The organism is Burkholderiales bacterium (assembly GCA_035518095.1).
GTDB lineage: Bacteria > Pseudomonadota > Gammaproteobacteria > Burkholderiales > JAHFRG01 > JAHFRG01.
Map to the genome: position 1 here is coordinate 1 of DATIXX010000005.1, position 16,237 is coordinate 16,237.

15 protein-coding genes are annotated in these 16,237 nt (G+C 56.2%); 7 read left to right on the plus strand and 8 right to left on the minus strand.

Translation table 11 applies throughout. From position 1 onward, the window contains the following. Window positions 1-153: 153 nt before the first annotated feature. On the minus strand, window positions 154-597 hold the full coding sequence (locus tag VLV32_00300) for a MarR family transcriptional regulator (GenBank protein HUL40341.1): 444 nt from the start codon (window positions 595-597) through the stop codon (window positions 154-156). A gap of 226 nt (window positions 598-823) precedes the next feature. Between VLV32_00300 and VLV32_00305 the strand changes: the two genes are divergently transcribed. Further along, the gene (locus tag VLV32_00305; GenBank protein HUL40342.1) at window positions 824-1,636 is read left to right on the plus strand and encodes a DUF3014 domain-containing protein; all 813 of its coding nucleotides are present in this window, start codon (window positions 824-826) and stop codon (window positions 1,634-1,636) included. A gap of 161 nt (window positions 1,637-1,797) precedes the next feature. Beyond that, the gene (locus VLV32_00310) at window positions 1,798-2,619 is read left to right on the plus strand and encodes an undecaprenyl-diphosphate phosphatase (protein ID HUL40343.1); all 822 of its coding nucleotides are present in this window, start codon (window positions 1,798-1,800) and stop codon (window positions 2,617-2,619) included. 64 nt (window positions 2,620-2,683) lie between these two features. Here VLV32_00310 and VLV32_00315 read toward each other — a convergent pair whose 3' ends face one another. The 3 genes from VLV32_00315 to dctP all read right to left on the minus strand — a co-directional run bounded on the left by VLV32_00315 (window position 2,684) and on the right by dctP (window position 5,737). After that, window positions 2,684-4,012 (minus strand): TRAP transporter large permease subunit, encoded by a 1,329-nt coding sequence (locus tag VLV32_00315; protein HUL40344.1) that lies wholly within the window; start codon window positions 4,010-4,012, stop codon window positions 2,684-2,686. Further along, entirely contained in the window at window positions 4,002-4,535 is a 534-nt protein-coding gene (locus tag VLV32_00320; GenBank protein ID HUL40345.1) for a TRAP transporter small permease subunit, read from the minus strand. Before VLV32_00320 ends, VLV32_00315 begins: the two co-directional genes overlap by 11 nt. Before the next feature lie 98 nt (window positions 4,536-4,633). After that, the gene (dctP, locus tag VLV32_00325) at window positions 4,634-5,737 is read right to left on the minus strand and encodes a TRAP transporter substrate-binding protein DctP (protein HUL40346.1); all 1,104 of its coding nucleotides are present in this window, start codon (window positions 5,735-5,737) and stop codon (window positions 4,634-4,636) included. Between the two features lie 258 nt (window positions 5,738-5,995). On the opposite strand from dctP, the gene VLV32_00330 reads away from it, so the two are divergent. Continuing rightward, entirely contained in the window at window positions 5,996-7,207 is a 1,212-nt protein-coding gene (locus tag VLV32_00330) for an MFS transporter (protein ID HUL40347.1), read from the plus strand. Window positions 7,208-7,236: 29 nt separating this feature from the next. Here VLV32_00330 and VLV32_00335 read toward each other — a convergent pair whose 3' ends face one another. Beyond that, a complete protein-coding gene (locus VLV32_00335) occupies window positions 7,237-7,689 on the minus strand; it encodes a rhodanese-like domain-containing protein (protein ID HUL40348.1) in 453 nt (150 codons plus the stop codon). Window positions 7,690-7,984: 295 nt separating this feature from the next. On the opposite strand from VLV32_00335, the gene glnA reads away from it, so the two are divergent. The 4 genes from glnA (at window position 7,985) to ntrC (ending at window position 12,810) form a co-directional block, all read left to right on the plus strand. Further along, window positions 7,985-9,397, plus strand: coding sequence for a type I glutamate--ammonia ligase (gene glnA / locus VLV32_00340; protein ID HUL40349.1), 1,413 nt, complete (start codon window positions 7,985-7,987; stop codon window positions 9,395-9,397). 330 nt (window positions 9,398-9,727) lie between these two features. After that, window positions 9,728-10,171 (plus strand): DUF4124 domain-containing protein, encoded by a 444-nt coding sequence (locus VLV32_00345; GenBank protein HUL40350.1) that lies wholly within the window; start codon window positions 9,728-9,730, stop codon window positions 10,169-10,171. A gap of 168 nt (window positions 10,172-10,339) precedes the next feature. Continuing rightward, a complete protein-coding gene (gene glnL, locus VLV32_00350) occupies window positions 10,340-11,410 on the plus strand; it encodes a nitrogen regulation protein NR(II) (protein ID HUL40351.1) in 1,071 nt (356 codons plus the stop codon). After that, a complete protein-coding gene (gene ntrC, locus VLV32_00355; protein ID HUL40352.1) occupies window positions 11,410-12,810 on the plus strand; it encodes a nitrogen regulation protein NR(I) in 1,401 nt (466 codons plus the stop codon). The genes glnL and ntrC overlap by 1 nt, the downstream gene beginning before the upstream one ends. Here ntrC and xth read toward each other — a convergent pair. From xth to VLV32_00370, 3 genes are all read right to left on the minus strand, one after another. Continuing rightward, window positions 12,807-13,580, minus strand: a complete 774-nt coding sequence (gene xth, locus VLV32_00360; protein HUL40353.1) for an exodeoxyribonuclease III — start codon at window positions 13,578-13,580, stop codon at window positions 12,807-12,809. The genes ntrC and xth overlap by 4 nt on opposite strands. Further along, window positions 13,580-14,101 (minus strand): glutaredoxin family protein, encoded by a 522-nt coding sequence (locus VLV32_00365; protein ID HUL40354.1) that lies wholly within the window; start codon window positions 14,099-14,101, stop codon window positions 13,580-13,582. The genes xth and VLV32_00365 overlap by 1 nt, the downstream gene beginning before the upstream one ends. A 92-nt stretch (window positions 14,102-14,193) precedes the next feature. Continuing rightward, window positions 14,194-16,230, minus strand: a complete 2,037-nt coding sequence (locus VLV32_00370) for a M3 family metallopeptidase (GenBank protein ID HUL40355.1) — start codon at window positions 16,228-16,230, stop codon at window positions 14,194-14,196. Window positions 16,231-16,237 lie beyond the last annotated feature (7 nt).

Genomic DNA, 16,237 nt, shown 5'->3' on the forward strand with positions numbered 1-16,237 from the left:
TTGTGCATGCTCGCGCAGCCGGTCGCACACAAGGCGGCAACTAGGACAACGAAAATGGATTTGCCGCGGTTGCCTTGCCCCGCCGGTTCTTTTTGCAGGTGGGTTCGGGGAATTACATGCGAATTATTCATGAGGCGCCCCTCTTCGAAAATTCTAGACATTCGCCAGCATGCGCTTCAAAAAATCTTCCATCTGGCGTATTTCCCCTTTGCTGAAGCCGCGAAGAATGCGGTTCAACACGCCAACACCGGCGGCAAGAATTTTTGGGTAGGCCGCCTTGCCTTCCGGCGTCAATTCCAGCCGGGCGGTGCGCCGATCGTCCGGATCGGGCGTTCGGCGCACGAAGCCCTTGCTTTCCAGCCGGTCCAGCATGCGCGTCATGGCGCCGGGGTCCTGCCTCAAGATGTCGCAGATATTCGATGCAGTCGAGGCCATGCCATTGGCAAGGAACAGCAGGACGAGATATTGCGCAGCAGTGAGGTCAAACTGGGCCAGTTCTTTATCAAGCGTGTCGTGCAGCGACATCCGTACTCGGCCCATCAGGTAAGGGATGCTCTGCTGCACGTCGTAATTTTTCGGATCATAGACCGCCGCCATGTTGGGCACCCCCGATTCACAAATATGATAGCGAGATATTAATTGCCTAAGCAACTATTGTCAAGTCAAGTATTGTAATGTCAACTATTGTTGGGGCCGCTGTTGGGCCAATTTTTTAATTCATACACTCGGTTTTAAAAGCACCGGGGTTGAAAATTTACATCTCGCGGAACAATGCGGCGCGCGGTAAACTCTTAGCAAACGTATCCAGCGCGGAGTCTAGGCCGTGAAAAATCCAATAAAGTGGGTAATTATCATCGTGGCGCTCATTGGCGCTGCGGCTATCGTTTACTATCACTGGTTTAGGGAAGCGCCTGCGCCGCAGCCTCAACCTCAACCGGTACAGCAACCGCCAGCACCCGTTGAAACCAAACCGGTTCCGGAAACTCAGCCTGCACCAAAGATTCAGTACCCGGTACCTGAAACTGAAAAAGAGAAACCTTTGCCTACGCTTGGCGAAAGCGACGCAGCGATGCGGGAAGCGCTCGAAGACCTGTTTGGAAAGCGCGCGTTTGCAAAATACTTTTACTTGGACGAGATCATCCGCCGCATTGTCGTCACGGTTGATAATCTGCCGCGACAAAAAGTGTCGCAACGGTTTATTCCAGTTAAGCCGGTCGCCGGAAGATTTCGCGTAACCGGCGAGGACGAAAATCCGGTTATCAGCCCCAGGAACTACTCACGCTATGCGCCTTACGTCCGGTCGGCGGAGGCTGTGAGCGTCAAAAAGGCGGTCGCAGTCTACGTCCATTTTTATCCGTTGTTCCAACAGGCGTACCGGGACCTCGGATATCCAAAAGGGAATTTCAATGACCGTTTGATTGAGGCTATCGACAACCTGCTTGCCACGCCTGAGGTCAAAGGGCCGGTGAAGCTGGTCCAACCGGGCGTGCTCTATCAGTACGCAGACCCGAATTTGGAAGCGCTTTCCGCAGGCCAAAAGATTATGATCCGAATGGGAACCGAGAATGCCAACCGGATCAAGGTAAAGCTTAGGGAATACCGAAGTGAGCTGACGCACGTGGAATTGAAGCAGTAGCGCGGCCATTGTCAATTTATTCTCGGCGCTTTAACCGGCCGTTTGTTATCGCGCGCGTGCGGCGAACTGCTAATTAAATAAAATCACGTTCGATTGCTGGCGCGCTTGTTTATAGAGCGCAGCAAGGCTAAACTCGCGCAGCCTACTTACTCAGCCGACATATGGATCTGCTGCTTCTGAAAGCATTTATTCTCGGCGTGATCGAGGGCGTGACTGAATTCCTGCCGGTTTCAAGCACCGGCCACTTGATACTCGCCGGCGAACTGCTCAATTTCAACGATGAAAAAGGCAAGGTATTTGAAATCGCCATCCAGCTTGCGGCAATACTCGCAGTGTGTTGGGAATACCGCGTGAAACTCATCGAGGTTGCGCGCGGACTTTCGACACGAGCAGACGCACAGCGCTTTTTGCTGAATCTTTTTGTGGCTTTCCTGCCCGCGGCAATTCTGGGCCTGCTTTTCATTAAGGTTATCAAGAAGTATTTATTTCACGCCGTGCCCGTGGCGCTGGCATTTATCATAGGCGGGGTGCTGATTCTTTGGGCCGAGCGCAGGAAACACCGGATCAGGATTCAGATCGTGGACGAGATGCGCTGGCAGGATGCTCTTAAGGTCGGCCTCGCTCAATGTTTGGCACTGATTCCCGGCACCTCTCGCTCGGGCGCCACCATCATCGGGGGTTTGTTTTTCGGCCTGTCGCGCCGCGCGGCAACCGAGTTCTCATTTTTCCTCGCTATTCCCGTGATGTTCGCCGCGACGTTTTACGAACTATATGAACACCGGCATTTGCTCAACGGCGGCGATTACGGGATGTTCGCGGTGGGTTTCGCAGCATCGTTCGTGAGTGCGTTTTACGCGGTGCGCGGTCTTTTGCGTTACATCAGCAGTCACGACTTCAGCGCCTTTGCGTGGTACCGCATCGCATTTGGCTTGGCGGTATTGGCGACTTCGTACACCGGCCTGGTAAACTGGTCCGCCAGCTAGAATACGGCGACTGCGCCCAAGCTGCGCGGCCCCGCTCCACAATCGAGAACCACGTTATTTCACGCTACTTGATCCAGCCGATCGCCGTGGGCAGCCACAGCGAAATTTGGGGGAAAGCTATCACCAACGCGAGACCGATGAGCTGCACCACGATAAACTGGATGACGCCCCGATAGATGTCGCCGGTCGTCACCCCCGGCGGCGCGACGCCTTTGATGAAGAACAGTGCCCAGCCGAACGGAGGCGTTAAGAAGGAGGTCTGCAGGTTGACGCAGATCACTGTTGCCAACCACACCATGTTGGTGTGCTGGTGCAAAAAGAACGGCAGAAACAGCGGCAGAACAATATAGCAGATCTCGATCCATTCCATAAAAAAGCCGAGAAGAAACAGGACTCCCATCAGGAAAATGAGGGTTCCCCAATACCCGCCTGGAATCGAACTCAGTAGCCGGTCGATCAGGTCGTCGCCGTTGAGCCCGCGGAAGGTCACACTGAACGTCCGCGAGCCGAACAGGATCAGCATGATCATGGCGTTCACGTTGAGCGTGCTTTTCATGGTTTCCCTGAGAATCCTCAAGTTGAACCTGCGCGCGAACGACACGATGAGCAGTGCGCCCAGAGCCCCCATCGACGCGGCCTCTGTGGGTGCTGCAATCCCGCCCATGATGGATCCGAGCACTGCAATAATGAGCAGAATCGGCGGTGCTACGCCCTTGACCGCGCGCTTGGCGAGCGCGCGCCGCGTGACCCGGGAACGCTCCTCATGCGGGATAGGCGGAGCCAGGCTCGGCTTGATTCTGGCAAGAATCAGGATGTAAACGATATACAGGCCCCCGAGCATGATTCCAGGAATCAGAGCGGCTGCGAACAACGTGCCGATAGACTCCCCCACCAAGTCCGCGAGCAGGATGAGAATTAGACTGGGTGGAATGATTTGACCCAGGGTTCCGGATGCGCAGATAGTGCCGCAGGCCAAGCCCTTGTTGTAGCCGCGCTTGAGCAGCGTCGGAAGCGAGAGCAGGCTGACCGTCACCACCGTCGCTCCGACGATGCCCGTTGCGGCTCCCATCAGGATGCCGACGATGATGATGCCGATCGCCATCCCGCCCGGGACTTTCCCGGCCATAAGACCCATGACATCCAACATCTCCTCGGCGATCCGCGATTTCTCCAGCAGTACGCCCATGAAGACGAACAGCGGGACGGCCAGCAGCGTGTAGTTGGTCGCCATCCCGTAGATCTGCAGCGGCACGAGGCTGAACAGGTTGTGGCCAAACCCCAGGAATCCGAACAAGATTCCTGCTGCAGCGATGGCAAACCCTACCGGCACGCCGGCCAGGAGCAGTGCCACAAAGGCGAAAACCTCGAGCCCTGCCAGGATCTCATTGGCCATCGTTGGCTCGTCTGCTCTTGCGCAGGATCATCGCCGCCTTCTCCATGGCTAAGGCAAGACTCTGGAGACCCAGCAGCAGGAGTCCTAGCGGAACGAAGGACTTCAGGACCCAAACGTACGGGAGCCCTCCGGGACTCTGCGAAACTTCATGGTCGGCATAGCTCTGTCCCACGAACTGCAGCGACAGATACGACAGGTAAAGGGAGATGGGAAACATCACTAACAGCGCAACCAGGAAGTCGAACCACAGTCGGGCGTTCTCGCTGTAGTACTGATAAAGGACGTCGACCCGAACGTGCTCGCCCTCCTTTAGGGTAAAGGAGACTCCGAGCAGCGAAATAATGGCGAGGCCCCACCATTCCAGTTCCTGGGCTGCAATGCTGCTTTCGTCGAAGCCGTAGCGCATCAGAACCTCGGCGGCGATCAGCAGCACCAGGCCGAGCACCATCCACGAGACAACGCGCCCGATGCGGTCGATCAACGCGCTAATCACGCGGGACAGGCGCAACAGAAGGCCATCCATCTTCGCTCCTTGCTAGAGTGCGACAGACACAATAATCGGGTGACGGTCGCGCGCCCAATCGTCAGCGCGGAACGGCTACGCGACGCTCGAATCGATCGTCAGACCGGCTGCACGTGCGTCAGGTACTCTGTCTCACTGATGGCCGACCACTTGTCGTGGACTTTCTTGTAGCCGAAATACGACTCGTGCACTTTTTTGACCAAGGGGTCCTTAGCCACGTAGCTCGCCAGCGTATCGAAGGTTGCCGTCTTGAGGCCCTTGATGATCTCATCCGGCAGCGGCGCGGTCATCACGCCGTAGTTGGTCCTCAGGTCCTCGAGCGCCGCCATGTTTTGCGACTCGAGGTACATGATGCCCTCGATGCTGGTAGCCGCCGCGGCCTGCGCGATCATCGCCTGGAGATCCTTGGGCAGCGAGTTCCACGCCATTTCGTTGACCGTGATCTCGCCGGTAGTCGAGGGCTCGTGCCAGCCGGTGGTGTAGTAGTACTTGGCGGCGTTTTGCAGGCCGAGCCGCTTGTCGAGAAACGGACCGACCCACTCCGCGGCGTCGATCACGCCGCGCTCGAGCGCAGGAAAGATTTCGCCGCCCGGCAGCGAGCTGACGGCCACCCCGAGCTGCGCGTAGATTTTCGCTGCGATCCCAACCTCGCGCATCTTTAACCCCTTGAGGTCGGCGAGACTGTGCAGCGGCTTGCGGAACCAGCCGGTCATTTGTACGCCCGAGCAGTTGGCCGGGAAGGGGACCAGGTGGAAGGGCTTGTAGACCTCGCGCCACAGGTCCATCCCGCCGCCGTAATAAAGCCAGGAGTAGTGGCCCAGGTATTCCATCCCGAAAGGAACGGTGGTGAAGTACTGGGCTGCGAAGGTCTTTCCCGACCAGTAGTAGGACGCGGCGTGATTCATTTCCACGTTGCCCGCCGAGCAGGCATCGAAGCCGCCAAACGCGGGGAGTAGTTCCCCTGCGGCGAAGACTTTAATCTTCAGCCGCCCATCGGACATCTGATCGCATTTTTCAGCAAAGGATTCGGCGCTTCCCGGGCCGCTCTGGTAAAACGGCAAACCCACGGGCCACGCAGTGGTCATGCGCCAGCTGAATGTCTTGCTTGATTCTGCTCGCGCGATCATCGGAAAACCAGCGATCGCGGCGCCGGCGCCGGAAACGGCGGCGCCTTTGAGAAACTTTCTGCGCTGACTTTGCATAGATCCTCCTGTTTGTCGTATTACCGTGGTGAATTGCCAGGCACCTTATCTTCGAATACGGTACCTGGCGTAATGATCTCGTCCAAGAAAGCCCGCATCTGCCCGCGCCGTGACGTGCTGTTATTGTCGCGGGCATTGTGACAAGCGGTCTTGAGAGAATTCTACCAAAGAATGGGTGCGCCGGAATCTTGTTTCGGCAACCTTTGCTAAACTCCATCATTTGGTAAAGGCCCGGCGCGGCCGTTGGTGCAATAAACCATGATTTCACTGCAGCGCTATCAACAGCTTGTTCGCGCGCACTACGTTGGCGATGCGATTTTATCCTCAATAATCGGGCGGATGCCCATGAGCATTACCGGTCTGGCGCTTCTCCTTTTCATTCAGTCAAAAACGCGCTCGTTTGCTTTGGCGGGAATGATAAGCGCGCTTTATGTTCTGGGACTGGGGCTGCTCGCACCAATTCTTGGCCGCTTGATTGACCGCTTGGGGCCGAAGCCGGTATTAAGCGTGAGCGCGGTGACGTATCCGGTCGCGCTCATTGCGCTGGTGCTGCTCGTTGCTCAATCCGCGCCCTCATTATGGGTCGCGGCGTGTTCAGTTGTTGCGGGCGCGGCCATGCCGCCGATTACGGTATGTATGCGCGCGCTTTATCCGCAGTTACTCAAAGACGAGAACCTAGTGCAAGCCGCTTATTCGCTGGACTCGGCATTGATCGAGACGATATTTATCCTCGGCCCAAACTTGGTTGCCGTCTTTGTGGCAGCGCACTTAACTCAGGGTGCCGTATTGTTTGCAGCGGGGTGCGCTGCGCTGGGCAGCATTGTCTTCTTGCGCTCGCGGGCGATCAAATTCTGGACGCTGCACGGGCCCGGTTCAAGTCGCGACCTGCTCGGCCCGCTGCATAATCCGAGGCTGCTGGCTTTGTTCATGGCCACATGTCTGTATTCAGCGGCATTCGGGTTGTTCGAGGTCGGGGTTACGGGCTTTGCGACCTACCGGGGCACGCCCGCAGCGGCGGGCACAATATTGGGCTTGGCAAGCGTAGGCAGCGCGCTTGGCGTTTTCGTCTATGGCAGCCACAATTGGACCGCTCCAGTGACCCGGCAGTTGCTGCTGGCACTTGCGGCCATGGCCGGAGGTATTTTAATGGTGATTCCGGTAAATAATCTGTACGCGTTCGCGGTAATTGCTGTGATCGGCTGTGCTCCGATGTCGGTGGTGTTGGCGGCAACGTCAACGTTGATCTCAAGGCTGGCATCGCGCGCGATGATCGCTGAAAGCTTTACCTGGATGGCGACATGCTTGCTTGTCGGCATCAGCGCCGGTACCGCAGCGGGCGGTGTCATGGTCGAACATTTTTCGGCGACACCGGTGTTCGTTTCCGCCGCGGCGACGACGGCGTTGGCAGGATTAGTAACCGGACTGAAGCTAAGCGCGAGGTCAATGCTGCCCGCGAACGAGAAGATATAAATCGCCCGCGCTGGTCATTGCCGCCCAACTTAATTTTGCACCCACGGCAATCCGGCCACGCGCCAGCCGCCAATCGTATTACGGTGTTGTGCGCTGTCCTTGGCTCCTTCAAAACCTTCGAGCACGTTAAAGCAACTTTCGTATCCGGTCTGCGTCGCCACTATTGCGGCGTTGTGCGAGCGTTGCCCGCTTCTGCAGATAAACATCACCAGCGAATCCGGCTTGACCTGTTGTTTAAGCTGGTTGAGAAAGTTCGGGTTGGGTTGCGATCCGGGGTAAGCGAGCAATTCGATCTCCACGCTACCAGGCACGCGCCCGACCCAATCCCATTCGGCGCGCGAGCGCACGTCAACCAGTTTGGCATTTGGTGCTTCGGTCATGAGCAGGTACGCTTCCTTCGGAAGGAGCGCGCCCGCGTAGGGCAAATTCATTTCTGTCGCGCGCTCTTTCGCCGCCTTGAGTATCTCATCAACTTTTCCCATGGGAGAACCGAATCATTCAACGAGCATTAGAACCATTATATCCGCAATCCAACAATTCCTTGCCATTTCGCTGATTTCATTCACGGAGATGAATGATGCTTAATAATTGGCACAGTAATGGTGCGATCGCAGTTTTTTTGTCCCGGTTTGGTGCATTTTATTGCGCTATTCAACGCGGAACGATTTGTGGCACAATACCTTAGACATCATCGGTAATGGCACGCTTAATGCTAAACGCTGTCTACCGATATCCCTGGTTAAAACTACCCTGCATTTTCAATCTGAGGAGAAAAATATGGCGTCGCCCGCTGATGTATTCAAAATAATCAAGGAAAAAGAGGTCAAGTTTGTGGATCTGCGCTTTACGGACACGCGCGGCAAGGAACAACATGTCACGGTGCCGGTGAAGGCTTTTACCGAGCTCAAGTTTACCGACGGTCATTATTTCGACGGTTCGTCTATTGCCGGGTGGAGAAGCATTGAATCCTCCGACATGGTACTTATGCCTGATCCCGAGACTGCGCGCATGGATCCATTCACTGACGAGGCGGTTCTCAACATCACCTGCGACGTGATCGAGCCTGCGGAGGGCAAAGGCTACGACCGCGACCCCCGTTCGATTGCCAAGCGCGCCGAGGCCTATCTCAAGTCGACGGGTATCGCTGACACCGCCTACTTCGGTCCCGAGCCTGAATTCTTTATCTTTGATTCAGTGACCTGGAACGTGGACATGTCCGGCTGTTTCGTTAAAATCAAATCTGAGGAAGCGCCGTGGTCTTCTGGCGAGGAGTTTGAAGGCGGAAACACGGGACACCGTGCTCCGATAAAGGGCGGCTACTTTCCAGTACCGCCGACCGACAGTCTGCATGATATCCGCAATGCCATGGTGCTTGCGCTGGAAGAACAAGGTGTGGAGTGCGAGGTGCACCACCACGAAGTGGCCGCCGCTGGACAAAACGAAATGGGGACCAAATATCAGCCCTTGGTAAAGCGTGCTGATTGGATGCAAATACTCAAATACACGGTCTGGAATGTTGCCCACTCCTACGGCAAAACTGCGACATTCATGCCCAAACCCATTGTGGGCGACAACGGTTCCGGGATGCACGTACACCAATCTTTGGCGAAGGATGGCAAGAACCTTTTCATCGGCAACGGTTATGCCGGACTTTCGGAACTGGCGCTTTATTACATCGGTGGCATCATCAAGCATGCCAGGGCACTAAATGCGATTACCAACCCAGGCACCAATTCCTACAAGCGGCTGGTCCCGGGATTCGAAGCGCCGATCAATCTGGCTTATTCCTCACGCAACCGTTCCGCGGCGGTGCGCGTGCCGCTGGTTCCGAATCCGAAAGCGCGGCGCATCGAAGTGCGCTTTCCCGATCCGACAACCAATCCTTATTTGGCGTTTAGCGCCATGATGTTGGCCGGACTGGACGGCATCCAGAAAAAGATTCACCCCGGCGATCCAATCGACAAGAACCTCTACGACCTGCCCCCCGAGGAAATGAAAAAGATCACTCATCCTTGTGCATCGCTTGATGAAGCGCTGGATTGTCTCAACAAGGACCGCGATTTCTTGACGCGCGGCGGTGTATTCTCGAACGACATGCTCGACGCGTATGTCACGCTCAAAATGGAGGAGGTGACACGCTTCCGCATGACGACGCACCCGGTTGAGTTCGACATGTACTACGGCCTGTAAGCGCACTCGACGTTTGTGCTCGCTATTGCTTTGTTGCGAGTCCGGCCCAAGATGCTCATTTACTTACTTGTATAGTCCGCTCTTGGTCCAGCCTCGCGCCTCGCTCTAGCGGCGCTCGACGGGTTGCCGCTTCTCTAAGCTCACTGACAAAAAGATAAGGGCGCGTTGATATCAGCCCCGTTTTCTTGGCCCAGCAACACGTGACGTGGCGCGTTGATTGCATTGAAAATTATCCCGCCATGGCTTACACTTCAACCGGTGTATGGTGGGAACGCGCCAAGGGAGTCGAAATTGGGGTAGTCCTCAATCAGCCGTAAGAGCGGCGGGGTCATGAGAGTTGTACTGGCGGTGGTGCTGATGCTTGGGTTTGTGTATGCCGAGGCTGACATCTACAAGAAAGTGGATGCAGACGGCCGGGTCACCTATTCCAACGTTCCAATCAAAGGCGGGCAAAAGCTGAATCTTGAGCCGCTGAATACCGTGCCTTCGGGCAGTGGCAATACCGAGACTCCCAGCAACTTCCCCCGAGTTGACGCTGAGACACAAAAAAGCCGCGATGATACGCGCCGCGAGATTCTAGAAAATGAATTGTCCCAGGAAATGGCGCAGCTGGAGGAAGCCAAGAAAGCGCTCGCCGAAGCCGAATCGACCCGTCTGGGCAGCGAGCGCAACTACCAGAAATTTCTGGACCGTGTGCAACCATTTAAGGACGCGGTTGCCGAGCACCAGAAGAATGTCGATGCGCTAAAAGAGGAACTCGCGGGATTAAAATAGGCAATTTGGCAAAAGCCTGGAACGCCATCCAGCGCATTCCATGCCTGCAATGAAACTTGCGCGTTGGGTGCGACCAGGCGCTGCAGCCCCAACTCATTCCGCTACCGCCCGCCGCGGTCTGGCCGCGCCTGCATCACCGGAACTCCTCGCTGACTTATCCTCCACCGCATGATACCTGCTGCATTTCAAGGCCTTGAGTTACTTGCCGCTGCGGTGATTCTCCTCGACCACGATTTGCTCATGATATATGCCAATCCCGCGGCTGAGAATCTGTTCGAGCTGAGCACCAGGAGCATGACCCGCCGATCGTTGAGCGACATATTTGCCAATGCAGGCACTTTAACGACTGCGGTGAATTACGCGCTTGTGAATAGCTGCAGTTACATCGAACACGACCTGCGGCTCGCCGCAATCGGCCGCACCGAATTGCAATTAAGCTGCGCAGTAACTCCGCTGGAAACAAGGGATGCGCGCGTGCTGCTCGAATTCAGGCAAATGGACAAGCAGTTGAAAATTGCCAAGGAGGAGCGCATGTTGGATCAGCAACAGGCAAATCGCGAGCTGCTTCTCAACCTGGCACATGAGATTAAGAATCCGCTAGGCGGTATCCGCGGCGCGGCGCAATTGCTCGAACGTGAGCTTGAGCGGCCCGGACTGTTTGAATACACCCAGGTCATTATCAAGGAAGCCGATCGCCTGCAAACCCTCATGGACCGCCTGCTCGCACCACATCGCTTGCCGCAACTTGCCGAGGTTAATATTCATGAAGTCCTGGAACAGGTGAAAACGCTGCTGCTTGCCGAATTTCCGCAGGGTATTGAAATCGAGCGAGATTATGACAGCAGCCTGCCAACGCTCACCGGCGACCGAGAGGACCTGACTCAAGCCACATTGAATATCATGCGCAATGCTGCGCAGGCTCTCGAGGGCAAAGGCAAAATTACGCTGCGCACCCGTGTTGTGCGACAGATAACGCTGGCGAAGAAACGTTACCGCCACGCGCTAATGGTGCAGATCAGCGACAATGGCCCGGGCGTACCCGAGGCCATTCGCGAAAGGATTTTTTACCCGCTGGTATCTGGCAGGGAAGGCGGCAGCGGTATGGGTCTCACGATCGCTCAGACTTTCATTAACCAGCACCGTGGTATTATCGACTGCGAGAGCCGGCCGGGGCGCACCTGCTTCACCTTGCTCCTGCCGCTCGCTGAAGACAGTCCCGCGCATACGGAACCCGGCTGATGAGACCTGTTTGGATTATCGATGACGACCGTTCCATCCGTTGGGTGTTTGAAAAGGCGCTGACACGCGAAGGCATCGCATTCAAAACTTTTGCCGCAGCGCCGGAGGCGATGGCCGCAGTACCGGCAGCTCCGCCCCAGGTGGTGGTGACCGACATCCGCATGCCAGGTCGGTCCGGCTTGGAGCTGTTGCAGACCCTCAAAGAGCGGTGTCCGCAGGTTCCGGTCATCATCATGACCGCTTATTCGGATCTGGAAAACGCGGTGGCGGCATTCCGGGGTGGCGCTTTTGAATACCTCGCCAAGCCTTTTGACGTGGACCACGCCGTGGAGCTGATACGGCGCGCGATGCACCAAAGTCTGCGCGGAGAGGATAAATCCGAATCTGACACGTCTGCGCCGGAAATCCTCGGGCAGGCGCCCTCCATGCAGGAGGTATTTCGCACCATCGGCAGGCTCAGCCAGTCGCAGGCCACGGTATTAATCACTGGCGAGTCAGGGACCGGCAAAGAACTCGTCGCCCGCGCGCTACATCGCCACAGTCCGCGCGGCACCCAGCCGTTTATCGCCATCAACACTGCAGCCATTCCCAAGGACTTGCTCGAGTCGGAACTCTTCGGGCATGAGCGAGGCGCTTTTACCGGGGCACAAAGCATGCGGCGCGGACGCTTTGAGCAGGCTGAAGGCGGCACGCTGTTTCTAGACGAAATCGGCGATATGCCGCCTGACTTGCAGACCCGTTTGCTGCGCGTGCTGTCGGAAGGCCAGTTCTATCGTGTTGGAGGCCACCAGCCGATAAACACCAATGTTCGCGTCATCGCCGCCACGCATCAGGATCTGGAACTAAAGATCAAACAGGGGTTGTTTCGCGAAGACCTGTTTCACCGCATTAACGTGATCAGGCTGCGCCTGCCGCCGTTGCGCGAGCGCCGCGAGGACATTCCTCTGTTGGCCAAACATTTTCTGCAGAAAACTGCAAAAGAGCTGGGAGTGGAAACGAAACACTTGTCAAATGCCGCCACTAAATATCTTTCTTCGCAGGAATTTCCGGGAAACGTGCGGCAACTGGAAAATCTGTGCCACTGGCTGACCGTGATGGCACCCGGCCAAGATATTGAAATCCGGGACCTGCCTCCAGATTTGCGCGCTGAGGCCCCGGCCCAAGCTACGGATTGGCTCAATGCGCTGCAGATCGAAGTCGAGCGGGCGCTTGGCCGCGGCGAGCAGGGAATCATGAGCGAGCTTACCCGCCAGTTTGAAAAAGCGTTGATTAGCAGGGCGCTCGCGCATACCGGCGGACGGCGCATCGAGGCGGCGAGCCTGCTCGGGCTGGGCCGCAATACCTTGACCCGCAAGATCCAGGAACTCGGGCTCGAAGACCGGCCTGAAAAGGCCGATTAAGGACCCGCTTGAATTTCCGCGACTACCGGCGCGTGGTCGGAGGGGCGCTCAGCTCGCCGCGGCCCGGTGTCGATCGTGCTTGATTTGCAGCACGGGGCCAATTCGCTACTCAGCAGAATATGATCGATGCGCAACCCCAAATTACGCCGGAAGGCGCTCAGCCGGTAATCCCACCAGCTAAACGAGTTCTCCGGTTGCTCAAAAAGGCGGAAACTATCTTTCAAGCCCAGCTTGAGCATTTCGCCGAAAGCCTGCCGTTCCTTAGGACTGACCAAAACATTCCCTTCCCAGGCTTGTGGGTCATGGACATCCCGATCTTCCGGCGCGACGTTCAGATCGCCCAGTACGGCGAGTTTCGGATATTGCGCGAGTTCGGCTTTTAGCCATTTGTTGACCGCCGCAAACCATTCCAGTTTGTAGCGGTACTTATCCGAATCGACGCTTTGACCATTCGGCGCGTAAACGCAAATCACCCGCATATTTTCAATCGTGGCGGCGAGCACGCGCCGCTGTGTGTCATTGAACTCAGGTATTTCGCGGGTGGCCTCCTTTGCTTGCTGTTTGCTTAGGATTGCGACACCGTTGTAGGTTTTTTGGCCCGAAAATACGGCGCAATATCCCGCCAATTCGATTTCTGCCAACGGGAACATGTCGTCTTCGACCTTGGTTTCCTGCAGACACAGCACGTCGGGCTGATTGGCCGAAAGCCAGCCCACGACTTGCGGCAGTCGGATCTTAAGTGAGTTGACGTTCCAGGCCGCAAGCCGCATTAAAACGAGTAATTTGATTTTGTCGCGGCAGGAGTGGCCGACATGCTTGGTGGTACGAGTATTGTCGCGGCGAATTTTGTTGCCGCCGCGGATGGCGCGGGGGCGGGAACAGGAATTTTGGGGTAGCCGACGGCATCCAGAGCGTTATTCCAGGCATTTTCGTCGAAGCCTTTAAGAGTCTGCGAATTGCCCACTACCGGTACCGGGACCAGGAGATCTGCGGCGATTTTTTTTAAAGCGTCCGCAGTTTCGCGCTGCTTGGTTGGGTTTTTTTCGCTATACAGCACGCGGCGCTCATGCAACAGGCGCCGCGCCTTACTGCAATCAGCCCCGCAATCTGTGACATAAAGCATTACGGGAAAATTCTTAGTAGCTTGTTCCATCTGGTACGATGGGTTACCTTTAATCACATTGGCACCCAGTGTTTTTTTCCTGAATATCGTTTGCTGACGGTGTTGGTGGCCGATCCGAATAGTGCACTGTGGCGTCGCCATCCAGCCAGCGAAAGAGATCTCCAGCAAGGCACGTTCCGGCTGAAAACGCCAGCAGGCAGCTTAACATCCGAACATTCAGTGCATGCCTATCCAACGGAAATCTTTCAGCACGTTCCGCTTCAGCGCGGAGCGCTCGCCATGCCGTTGTGACGCAGCAGCGCATCGATCTGCGGTCGGCGTCCGCGAAAAGCAACGAACGATTCGAGCGCCGGGCGGCTGCCGCCAACGCTCAGAATTTCCTCTCTGAACCGCCGCCCAATGTCGCGGTTGACAATGCCGTTTTCCTCGAACAAGCTGTAGGCATCCGCCGACAGCACTTCCGCCCATTTGTAGCTGTAATAGCCCGCCGCATAGCCGCCGGCGAAGATATGGGAGAAATTGTTCGGGAAACGGTTGTATTCGGGCGGGACCACGACCGCTACCTGGCTGCGGATTTCATGCAGCAATTGCAACATGGTCTTGTCGCCTTGGGGGTCGAAGTCGTGGTGCAGATGCATGTCAAACAGCGCAAACTCAAGCTGACGCACGGTCTGCATGCCGCTTTGAAAATTCTTGGCGGCGAGAATTTTGTCGTACAACGACCGCGGCATTGGTTCCGCGCGGTCGAGGTGAAGAGTTAAATGCTTGAGAACGTCCCATTCCCAGCAAAAATTTTCCATGAACTGGCTGGGCAGTTCCACCGCATCCCACTCCACGCCGTTGATGCCGGACACGCCGAGCTGGTCCACGCTGGTGAGCAGATGATGCAGTCCGTGGCCGAATTCATGAAATAGCGTGATGACTTCATCGTGCGTGAAAAGCGCGGGGTTGCCACCCACCGGAGAAGAAAAATTGCAGTTCAGATAGGCAACCGGAATTTGAATGCCGGATTCCTTGCGCCTGCGCGCAATAGCTTCGTCCATCCATGCGCCACTGCGTTTTGAAGGCCGCGCGTAAAGATCCGCGTAAAACTGACCGATCAAATTCCCAGCCATATCGCGGATATCGAAAAAACGCACGTCAGGGTGCCACACGGGCGCTTGCGCCTGCTTGATGGAAATGCCGTACAGCGCTTCAACTAGGTTGAACATGCCCTGTATTACTTGAAATTCGGGGAAGTACTGCTTGACTTCCTGCTCGGAAAACGCGTAGCGCTGCGTACGCAATTTTTCAGAAGCGAAAGCAATATCCCAAGCCTGAAAATCCTTAATTTTGAGCTCGTCGCCCGCAAATTGTTTGAGCTCCTGGTAATCGCGCTCGGCATGAGGCTTCGCCTTTGACCCGAGCTCTGCAAGAAAATCGAGCACGTCGCGCGGAGATTTCACCATTTTGCGGATAAGCGAAACTTCGGCATAGGAACGATAGCCCAAGAGAACAGCCTTCTCCTGCCGCAGCCGAAGAATTTCAGGGATCAATGGCGTGTTATCCCATTCCGGTTTTCCAAACTCGGAGGCGCGCGTCACATAGGCGCGGTAAAGCGTCTCGCGCAACGGACGGTTTTCGGCGTACATCATCGCGGGTATCCAGGACGGCGCGTGCAGCGTGAGTTTCCAACCGGGCCTGCCATCGTGGGCCGCTGCTTCCCGGGCCACCTCGAGAATATCGTCAGGCAGACCCGCAACCTCGTCGCGACTGTTGACGTACAGTGCGAAATCGTTCGTGGCGTCGAGCAGATTCTCTTCGAACCGGGCGTAGATCTTTGCCAGCTCTTCCTGGATTTGCAGGAAACGCACTTTCCTTTCTTCTGGCAGTTCGGCTCCGCCCAAGCGGAAATCCCGCAATTCGTTTTCTACGATTTGCCGCTGTGCGCGGCTCAAACGCTCAAATTCACTTCCGGCCCTCAGCGCCTTGAATTTTTCGTATAAACCCTGATTTTGCGCGAGCTCGGACTGGTATTGAGTAATATTCGGAAGGTTTTCGTTGTAGGCCTCGCGCAGCTCCGGGCTGTTCATCACCGCGTTCAAATGCGCCACTTGGCCCCAAGCGCGGTTCAAATGCTCGCTGGCATCTTCCAGCGGTTGTACAAAATCATCCCAGGTTGCTGGCGCGCCGTCGCTGAGCAAGCGGCGAATCAACAGGCGGTTCTCCTTCAGCAATTCATCGATTGCGGGGGCAACCAGCTGAGGCGTAATTTCTGCAAAGCGCGGCAGCCCAGAAAAGTCGAGCAAGGGGTTCATAATGAAA

Excerpts from the sequence above, each read along its gene's own strand:
- VLV32_00300 (HUL40341.1), bottom strand. The coding sequence starts at position 597 with ATGGCGGCGGTCTATGATCCGAAAAATTACGACGTGCAGCAGAGCATC.
- VLV32_00310 (HUL40343.1), top strand. The coding sequence starts at position 1,798 with ATGGATCTGCTGCTTCTGAAAGCATTTATTCTCGGCGTGATCGAGGGC.
- VLV32_00315 (HUL40344.1), bottom strand. The coding sequence starts at position 4,012 with ATGGCCAATGAGATCCTGGCAGGGCTCGAGGTTTTCGCCTTTGTGGCA.
- VLV32_00320 (HUL40345.1), bottom strand. The coding sequence starts at position 4,535 with ATGGATGGCCTTCTGTTGCGCCTGTCCCGCGTGATTAGCGCGTTGATC.
- dctP (HUL40346.1), bottom strand. The coding sequence starts at position 5,737 with ATGCAAAGTCAGCGCAGAAAGTTTCTCAAAGGCGCCGCCGTTTCCGGC.
- VLV32_00330 (HUL40347.1), top strand. The coding sequence starts at position 5,996 with ATGATTTCACTGCAGCGCTATCAACAGCTTGTTCGCGCGCACTACGTT.
- VLV32_00335 (HUL40348.1), bottom strand. The coding sequence starts at position 7,689 with ATGGGAAAAGTTGATGAGATACTCAAGGCGGCGAAAGAGCGCGCGACA.
- glnA (HUL40349.1), top strand. The coding sequence starts at position 7,985 with ATGGCGTCGCCCGCTGATGTATTCAAAATAATCAAGGAAAAAGAGGTC.
- VLV32_00345 (HUL40350.1), top strand. The coding sequence starts at position 9,728 with ATGAGAGTTGTACTGGCGGTGGTGCTGATGCTTGGGTTTGTGTATGCC.
- glnL (HUL40351.1), top strand. The coding sequence starts at position 10,340 with ATGATACCTGCTGCATTTCAAGGCCTTGAGTTACTTGCCGCTGCGGTG.
- ntrC (HUL40352.1), top strand. The coding sequence starts at position 11,410 with ATGAGACCTGTTTGGATTATCGATGACGACCGTTCCATCCGTTGGGTG.
- xth (HUL40353.1), bottom strand. The coding sequence starts at position 13,580 with ATGCGGCTTGCGGCCTGGAACGTCAACTCACTTAAGATCCGACTGCCG.
- VLV32_00370 (HUL40355.1), bottom strand. The coding sequence starts at position 16,230 with ATGAACCCCTTGCTCGACTTTTCTGGGCTGCCGCGCTTTGCAGAAATT.